General features: G+C 62.8%; 7 protein-coding genes. 5 read left to right on the plus strand and 2 right to left on the minus strand.

Annotation, left to right across the window (positions count from 1 at the left end; translation table 11 throughout):
* Positions 1-7: 7 nt before the first annotated feature.
* Positions 8-1,150, plus strand: coding sequence for an OmpA family protein (locus tag Q0D45_RS09675; protein ID WP_293391893.1), 1,143 nt, complete (start codon positions 8-10; stop codon positions 1,148-1,150).
* Between the two features lie 62 nt (positions 1,151-1,212).
* On the opposite strand, the gene rnhA is transcribed toward Q0D45_RS09675, so the two are convergent.
* Together rnhA and Q0D45_RS09685 are read right to left on the minus strand one after the other, a co-directional pair.
* The gene (gene rnhA, locus Q0D45_RS09680) at positions 1,213-1,659 is read right to left on the minus strand and encodes a ribonuclease HI (RefSeq protein WP_293391896.1); all 447 of its coding nucleotides are present in this window, start codon (positions 1,657-1,659) and stop codon (positions 1,213-1,215) included.
* Positions 1,656-2,441, minus strand: coding sequence for a methyltransferase domain-containing protein (locus Q0D45_RS09685; protein ID WP_293391899.1), 786 nt, complete (start codon positions 2,439-2,441; stop codon positions 1,656-1,658). The genes rnhA and Q0D45_RS09685 overlap by 4 nt, the downstream gene beginning before the upstream one ends.
* A gap of 37 nt (positions 2,442-2,478) precedes the next feature.
* Here Q0D45_RS09685 and gloB point away from each other — a divergent pair, with 37 nt between their 5' ends.
* The 4 genes from gloB to Q0D45_RS09705 all read left to right on the plus strand — a co-directional run.
* On the plus strand, positions 2,479-3,270 hold the full coding sequence (gene gloB / locus Q0D45_RS09690) for a hydroxyacylglutathione hydrolase (RefSeq protein ID WP_366946406.1): 792 nt from the start codon (positions 2,479-2,481) through the stop codon (positions 3,268-3,270).
* An 80-nt stretch (positions 3,271-3,350) separates the two neighbouring features.
* On the plus strand, positions 3,351-3,914 hold the full coding sequence (locus Q0D45_RS09695) for a hypothetical protein (protein WP_293391905.1): 564 nt from the start codon (positions 3,351-3,353) through the stop codon (positions 3,912-3,914).
* Positions 3,911-5,734, plus strand: coding sequence for a tetratricopeptide repeat protein (locus Q0D45_RS09700; protein ID WP_293391908.1), 1,824 nt, complete (start codon positions 3,911-3,913; stop codon positions 5,732-5,734). Before Q0D45_RS09695 ends, Q0D45_RS09700 begins: the two co-directional genes overlap by 4 nt.
* Positions 5,735-5,781: 47 nt before the next feature.
* Positions 5,782-8,536, plus strand: a 2,755-nt coding sequence (locus Q0D45_RS09705) for a tetratricopeptide repeat protein (protein ID WP_293391911.1), incomplete at its 3' end; no start/stop codon positions are given.

An 8,536-nucleotide genomic window follows, 5' to 3' on the forward strand; every position in this document is an offset into this window, starting at 1 on the left:
AATCCTCATGAACAAGAAAATGACCGTCGGCCTGCTCGGAGCATCGCTGCTCGGCCTGGCGACGGGTGCTGCCGCTCAGAACCGTGCCGAAGCCTGGACCTTGACGCCCTACGTGGGCGGCTATCTCTTCGACTCGAAGCAAGACCTCGAATCAGCCCCCGTGTTTGGCCTGCGGGGCGGCTACAACTTCACCGAGAACTGGGGTGCCGAGCTTTTCGGCAGCTACGTTCTGACTGAGTCAGACACCGATTCGGGACCGAATGTGAACGTCGAATCGAACGTCTATCGGTTCGGCGGCAATGTGCTGTATCACTTCCAGCCGACCAAGAAGCTGGTGCCGTTCCTGGCGGTCGGTGTTGGCCGCTACAACATCGACATCCCCGATCTCAATCGGCCGAAGACCAACAAGACGCTGGCTGAGTACGGCGGCGGCCTGAAGTATTTCGTCGGTCCGGACTTCGCGCTGCGTGCCGACATCCGCCACGTCCTCGGCTTCAGCCCGTCGATTGGCAACTTCGAGTACACCTTCGGCGTGACTTGGGAAATCGGCGGCGTGAAGCCGATCGTGCTTCCGCCGGTCACACCGGAGCCGACGATCTGCCAGACCTGTGCGCCGCCGCCGCCTCGGGTCGACAGCGATGGCGACGGTGTCGAAGATGCGCTCGACAAGTGCCCGAATACGCCGAAGGGCTTCAGGGTCGACTCAACCGGCTGCATCATCGAGCAGACCATCGTGCTCAGGGCCGTCAACTTCGTTCTCGACGGTTACGAGCTGACGGCCCCCGCGAAGACGACACTCGACGAGATTGCATCAGCACTGTCGGCCCAGCCGACGCTGTCCCTGCAGATCGGCGGTCATACCGATTCCACCGGCTCGGATCAGTACAACCAGAAACTCTCGCAGCGACGCGCCGATTCCGTTCGCACCTACATGATCAGCAAGGGCATTGATGGCACCCGGATGATCGCCAAGGGCTACGGCGAAAGCTCGCCGATCAGCAGCAATGAGTCTCCGGAAGGCCGGGCCGACAATCGTCGTGTCGAGTTCAAGCTGCTCGACAAGCCTTCGTTCGTGAAGGTCTACAACGAAGAATCGTCGCGCGCCTCGAAGACTGCGGCAAAGAAGCCGGGCAAGACCAAGAAGAAGTAAGCAGATCGCGTTTCCCGGGCCATGCCGATCGGCATGGCCCGGGAACGTTTATCGGTCAGTGCTCAGGCCTTAGTGGACTGAGCCAGCTCCAGGCCCTTGTTGGCAAGACGGTCAGCGTTTTCGTTGCCCGGATCGCCGGAATGTCCCTTGACCCAGCGCCAGTCGATCTGGTGTCGAGCAGCCGCGACGTCAAGCCGTTGCCATAAATCCTGGTTCTTGACGGGCTTCTTGTCGGCCGTTTTCCAGCCGCGTTTCTTCCAGCTTGGCAGCCACTCGGTAAGCCCCTGCAGCACGTACTTGGAGTCCGTGTGCAGCGTTACCGTGCACGCTTCTCGCAGAGACTCCAGCGCGCTGATCGCTGCCATCAACTCCATGCGGTTGTTGGTGGTCGGCGCTTCGCCGCCACAGAGTTCCTTCAGATGCTCACCATACTGAAGGGAGACGCCCCAGCCACCCGGGCCGGGGTTACCGCGGCATGCGCCGTCGGTGTACGCGATGACTGCTTTCATTCAGCGGGAGTATTGAGATCCGGTGTGACGGCGGGCGTAGCGGCAATACCACCGAGTGCGCGGCCGACCAGCTGCTTGACCTGAGCTCGCGGAAGACGCGTGACCATCGACATCGGAATCACCCGTTTCTTGGCAACGATCAGGTACCCCTCGGCGAGGGGCATCGCCAGACTGGCCACCGTGAAGGGCTCCCCCGAGGTACGCGCTTCTGTCCAAGGAAAGCCGACCCCGAAGCGACGCAGCTCGGTGATCTCGAAATCCAGCAGTTCCAGCCAGTCAGCAAGCCGGCCGGCGCTATGGAAACGAGCCCCCGTAGGAAAGGCTCGAGTCCCCATGCCGAGCACTCGACGCAAACCCCAGAGACTCCAGGGATTGAAGCCGAGAATCATCAGACGGCCTCGATCACTGAGGATGCGATTGACCTCGCGCAACAGATTGTGGGGTGACGGCGAGAACTCCAGCGTGTGCGGCAGCAGCACGGCATCGACACTGCGCTCCATGATCGGCAAGGCATCGGGCTGGGTCACGGCCTGGGCATCGCCCAAGCTGTCGATCAGCGTGCCGAGCACGGCGCGATGCAGCATGTCCGCGGAAGCCAGCAACTGACCATCGCCCCAGTTGCCGATCTGTAGGCAATGACGGCCGAACAGATTCGGCAGCACGCGCGACAGCTCGCGTTCCTCGAGCGCCAGCAGACGCTTGCCACGGGGGCTGGCGAGCCAGGTTTTCAGGGCTTGGCGGTTGAACGGCTGGCCGCCGCTGACCGCGAGACGGTTAGGCATGGTTGACGTACCGGCGCGCTATGAAGACGATGGCGCCATGATAACCGTCACTGCCCTGCCCGCGTTCACCGACAACTACCTCTGGCTGCTCGAACGTGACGGCCATGCGGCCATCGTCGACCCCGGTGATGCTTCCGTCGTCAGCCGGGCGCTTGCGTCCCGCGGCCTCCTGCTCGATGCGATCCTGATCACGCATCACCATCCCGACCATATTGGCGGACTCGCCGCATTGGCCGCCGAGACCGGCGCCGCAGTCTACGGTCCGCGCGCCGAGAGCGCGAAGATCAAGGGCCTCACCGTACTGCTCGATGACGGAGACGAGGTCAGCCTTTCCGGCCTCGGCATTCGCTTGAACGTGTTCGCCGTGCCAGGACATACCCTCGGGCACATTGCCTATTTCGAACCAGCTCAGCGCCTGCTGTTCTGCGGCGATACCTTGTTCATCGGCGGCTGCGGACGGCTGTTCGAGGGCACGCCTGCGCAGATGCAGCATTCGCTGTCTCGCCTCGCCGATCTGCCAGGTGATACGGCCGTCTACTGCGCGCACGAGTACACCTTGTCGAACTACGATTTCATCACAACGGTCGAGCCGGGCAATGCCTCCGTAGCTACCGAATTTTCTCGGCTGCAGCGCTTGCGCGCCGCGGGCCTGGCAACGGTGCCAGGCACTATGGCCGGAGAGCGTGCGCGGAACCCGTTCCTGCGCAGCAACGAGCCCGAGCTGGCCAGCGCGATGACCGCGCAGACCGGGCAGGCGATGACTGATTCCGTGGAAGTTTTCGCGGCTTTGCGCCGCTTGAAAGACGGACACGTACCGCGCATCCGCTGAACGCACAGTTCTGTTTCCGTCGGCCGCGAACCTTTTGCTAGACTCGCGCCTCTTCAATGCTCCCTGCCCAGAAAACGAACATGGCTTTCCGCTCGCCGAGCCGCTTGTTTTTGTGCACCTTCCTCGCTTGCCTGCCTGTTGCAGTGCACGCGGCTCCGCCTCAGCCTGCCGACCCGGCGGTGCTCGAAATCGACCGGACGCTACAGGTGCTGAAGTCGGAAGTCTTCGACATCAATCAGCAGGCAATCCGCACCGAGGACGCTTTCCTCTATCCGGAGCAAACCCGGGTGACGATCTACGTCGGTGTCGACGCGCCGGGGCTGCTGCTCGATGAAGTCGTGATCACTGTCGACGGCAACGAGCCTATCCGCAGAAAGCTCGAAGTCACTGAAGCCGTGGCATTGCAGCGCCGCGGCCTGTATCGCGCGCTGCGTCTGAACATCACTCCCGGTGCGCACCGCTTGTGGGCTGAGTTCACTGGCCGCTACGCTGACACCGGCGCAGACGGCCAGCGCATGCGCGGCCGCTATGAAGCAGTGTTCGACAAAACTGATCGAGCATCTGATCTTGAAATCTTGATATCAACGCCTGGCCTTGGTATGCAGCCGACCATAGCGCTGCGCGACTGGAGACCGTCGCGATGATCCGCAGCATTGTTTGTGCCGCCTTGCTGACGGCGTCGATTCCGGCGCTGGCCATCGATCGCTACGAACCAGGCAGCGCCAACGATCCACACGTTCGCGCCGCCGAGTTCCTGATGGGCGACCAGCGCTATTTCAGCGCTTCGACCGAACTGCTGCAGTTGCTTGGCGAGAAGCCGGACCGCCAGCTGTCGAAGGTCTACTTCCGGCGTCTGGCCGATGCCACGCTGAATTTCGGCGTCGAGCAGCGTGCCAGCACGATCTACCGAGAACTGGTGCCGGAACCAAACACCGCTCTTTCGCTGGCCCGTGCCCGCATTCATCTGGCCGAATTCAACTACCAGCGCGGCAAGCTCGCGGAGGCAATCGCCGAACTTGAAGCGATGAAGCCACAGCTTCCGAAACAGGCCGCGCTGGAATGGCAGGACCTGCTCGGCCGTGCCCTGCTGGGCCAAGGTCGCTACAAGGAAGCGGCCGCGGTGCTCGCCGAACTCAAGGATGCCGGCCTGCAGCGCGCGTTCACGCGCTACAACTATGGCGTTGCGCTGATCAAGGACGGCCGCGTCACCCAAGGGCTGACCGTGCTCGACAAGGTCGGGCAGATCGATGCGGACGATCCAGACGAATTGGCGGTCCGCGACAAGGCCAACCTGGCGCTCGGCTATTACTTCCTGCGCAACCAGCAGGGTGGCTCGGCGATCGGCGTGTTGCAGCGCGTGCGCAGCGATGGCCCACTGTCGAATCGCGCCCTGCTCGGTCTCGGCTGGGCTTACCTGGCGCCCGGCGGCAAGTCGCAGAAGAAATCCGGCGACGATGAGTCGGGTATCTCCAAGAGTCTGTCGACCATCGGCGTGCTGCTGCGCCCCGGATTTCTCGGAGACGATGTCTACAAGCGTGCCGGTCTCCAGAGCTTCCGGCTGACCAAAGCGTCGGCTGATGAAGAAGCCGCGTTGAAGCGAGCGCTGGTGCCTTGGGTGGAACTCGCCACACGCGACACCATCGACCCTGCGGTGCAGGAAGTGCTGCTGGCGATCCCGTTCACGCTCGACAAGCTGGGCGCCCATCTGCAGTCGGAAGCGTTCTACCAGCGGGCGATCGATGCGCTCACCGCAGCGCGCAAGAGCCTTGATCTGAGCGCGGCCTATGTCCGCAGCGGCCGCATGATTTCGACGATGGTTCGGCGCACGCAGAACGTCGAATCGGGTTGGGACTGGGAGCTGAAGGATCTGCCGGATGCCCAGGAAACCTATTATCTGCAGCGCCTGATCGCCGAGAATCGCTTTCAGGAGCCGCTGAAGAACTATCGCGATGCCTTGCTGCTGAAGCGCAATCTCGAAGCCTGGAAAGATCGCATGGCCGACGCCCAGGCGGGCTGGCTGGCTCGCAAGGGGCCGTCAGTGTCGACTGAGCAGCTGCTGAGCCTGCAGATCAGCAAGCAGAAGGAAGCTCCGAAGGTGATCACTCCCGGCGTACCGCCAGCGCCAGTGAGCCTGCGCCTCAGCGAAACCCTGAGCGCCGCCGATTTCGCAACGGTGTCAGCGACGCCACCGCTGATCGATTCTCCGATCATCCTGCTCGCTGCCCAGGCACCACCATCGGCTGCGTACAACGGCGTCTACGAACGCATGAATGTGCTGAAGGGACGTATCGATGAACTGCTGCCGCGGGTCGACACCACTGCGAAAGCGCAGGGCAAGCTGATCGAGAAGCTGGCACTCGATGATCTCGCCGATCAGCGTCGTTACACCGAGAAGTACTTGATCGAAGCCCGGTTCGCCATGGCCCGCGTCTACGACCGGCAGCTCAAGGGAGTGTCACCCTGATGCGCTCCAATCTGCGCCCTAGTCCTTGTCTGAAGCTGGCTTCCGGCATGCGTACGCCACTGGCGATGTCGGTGGCAGCCCTGTTCCTGGCCAGCTGTGCGGCTTCTCAGCCCAAGGACATTTCTCCGCCGATCCGCACGCTGACCAAGCAGTCGACTCCAGCCGAAGACAAACTGCCGGTGATCCGTTCCGAAGCGGTGACCACCGATCCGGAAAAGGCACTGGAGAACTATCGCGAACTGTTGAAGCTGAAGCCGGATGACAATACCCGTGTCGAAGCCATGCGCCGCCTTGCGGATCTGCAGCTTCAGGTCGAGGACAGCAAGGGCAATTCGGATCCGGTTGCCATCGGCAAGTCGATCACCGTCTACAAGATGCTGCTCGCCGAGCGTCCGAACGATCGCAACAACGATCGCCTGCTGTATCAGCTGTCACGCGCCTATCAGAACAACAACCAGATCGACGAAGCGATCGCGACCCTGCGGCGTCTCGGCGAGCTGTATCCGACTTCGACCCTGATCGGCGACGCACGCTTCCGCAGTGCGGAAATTCTCTATGGCCTCGGTCGCTACGACGAAGCCGAGCGGGACTACCAGTTCGTGCTCGGCCTCGGCACCACGACCACCTTCTTCGAGTCGGCCCAGTACAAGTACGGCTGGACGCTGTTCAAACAGAGCAAGTACGACGCCTGTCTGCCGATCTTCTTCACGATCCTCAATCGCGAACTGCCGGCGGGTGAGCTGGAGGATCCGGACGCCGCGCTGAAGGCCGTCGGCAAGGACAAGGCTGAATTCGCCTCGTCGAGCCTGCGCGTATCGAGTCTCGCCTTCGCCGCCCTCGGCGGCGGCAACGCGATCAACGATTACTTCACGCGCAGCGCCAAGGTCGCAGGCGGAGGCGAACCGCGCTTCTATCCGCTGGTCTACAACGCACTCGGCGATCTGTTCATCGAGAAGCGCCGCTACAGCGATGCCGCTGTCAGCTACGCCGCTTTCATCAGCCGCTACCCGAGCCACCCCAGCGCGCCGAAGTTCCAGAGCCGCGTCATCGCCGCCTATCAGGACGGCGGCTTCAACGACCTCGTCGTCCGCGAGAAGGAGCGCTACGTCACCGCTTACGAGCCGGGCGCGCCGTACTGGGCCGGCCGTCAGCCAACGCCTGACGTGCTGACTGTGGTCCGCACGAGCTTCGAGGATCTGGGGCGTCACTATCAGGCCCGTGCACAGGCTAGCCAGCAGGCTGGTCGTACCGCCGAAGCCACGAAGGATTTCATCGCTGCGGCCGGCTGGTATCAGAAGATCCTGAGCAACTTCCCGTCCGATCCGAAGATTCCCGAAGTGAATCTGCTCTATGCCGATTCCTTGTTCGATGGCGGCCGCACGGCAGATGCCGCGAACCAGTATCTGAAGACCGCCTACAGCTACGGCAATCATCCGAAGGCGTCCGAAGCCGCCTACGCCGCCGTGCAGGCCTGGCAGCGCTTGATCAAGGAAGTGCCAGCCGCCGAACGGCCGGGCGCACTGCGGCAGTCGATCGACGCCAGCCTGAAGCTGGCCGACACCTTCCCTGCACATCCACAGTGGACGGTTGTCGTGACGCGCGCCACGCAGGATCTTTTCGAGATCAAGGCGCTCGACGAGGCGGTGAAGCTTGCCGACCGGCTGATCGCACACACGCCGGCCGCCACGCCTGATCAGCGCCGCCTCGTGCTCGGTGTGGTCGCCGACGCCCGTTTTGCCCAGGCTCGTTATCCGGAAGCTGAAGCGGCCTATGGCAACCTGCTGACTCTGCTGGCACCGGGCGCGCCAGAGCGCAGGATCGTCGCCGATCAGCTCGCGGCCTCGATCTACAAGCAGGGCGAAGCGGCACGTACCGCCGGTAATCTGCGGGCGGCGGCCGATGCCTTCCTGAGAGTCGGCGCAACGGTGCCAGATGCCGCCATCCGCCCGAATGCCGATTACGATGCCGCGAGCGCCTATTTGTCGCTGGAAGACTGGCAGAAAGCGGCGATGACCCTGGAAGGTTTCCGCACTCGCTATCCGAGCAATCCTCTGGTTTCGGACGTCGACAAGAAGCTCGCGGCGACTTACCAGAAGGACGGCAAGCCGGCTGCAGCGGCCGCCACCTTCGCGCGCATTTCCCAGCGCACGACCGAAACGCCGGAGACCCGTCGCGAATCGGCCTGGCTGGCTGCAACCCTGTACGACGAAGCGAAGATGGCGGCGCCAGCTGGCAAGGCTTACGAGTACTACGTCAGCAATTTCACGCAGCCCGTCGAGCGCAGCTCCATCGGCCGTCGCCGCCTCGCCGATCTGTCGCTGGCGGCGAACGACAAGGGCCGTTACCTCTACTGGCTCAACGAGCTGGTCAAGGCTGATGCCGGCGCCGGCGCCGGACGTACCGATGCCAGCAAGGTGGTGGCTGCGCAGGCCAGCCTGGAACTGGCGATGTCGGCCGCCCAGGATGCTCGCAACATCAAGCTGACCCTGCCGGTCGAGAAGAGCCTGCTGGTCCGCAAGAACGCAACCGAAGCCGCTGTTCAGGCGCTGAATCGTTCGGCAGCCTATGGCTTTGCCGATACGACGACTGCCGCGACCTACGAGCTTGGTGTGGTCTATCGCGATTTCAGCCGTGCCCTGCTTGAATCAGAACGGCCGAAGAATCTGAAGGCGGACGAACTCGAACAGTACAGCCTGTTGCTGGAAGAACAGGCTGATCCGTTCGTCCAGAAAGCTATCGAAGCTCACGAAGCCAATTTGAAACGCATCAGCCAGAACCTGTGGAATGCGTCGATCGCCAAGA

It is taken from the genome of Nevskia sp. (assembly GCF_023266035.1).
Classification (GTDB): domain Bacteria; phylum Pseudomonadota; class Gammaproteobacteria; order Nevskiales; family Nevskiaceae; genus Nevskia.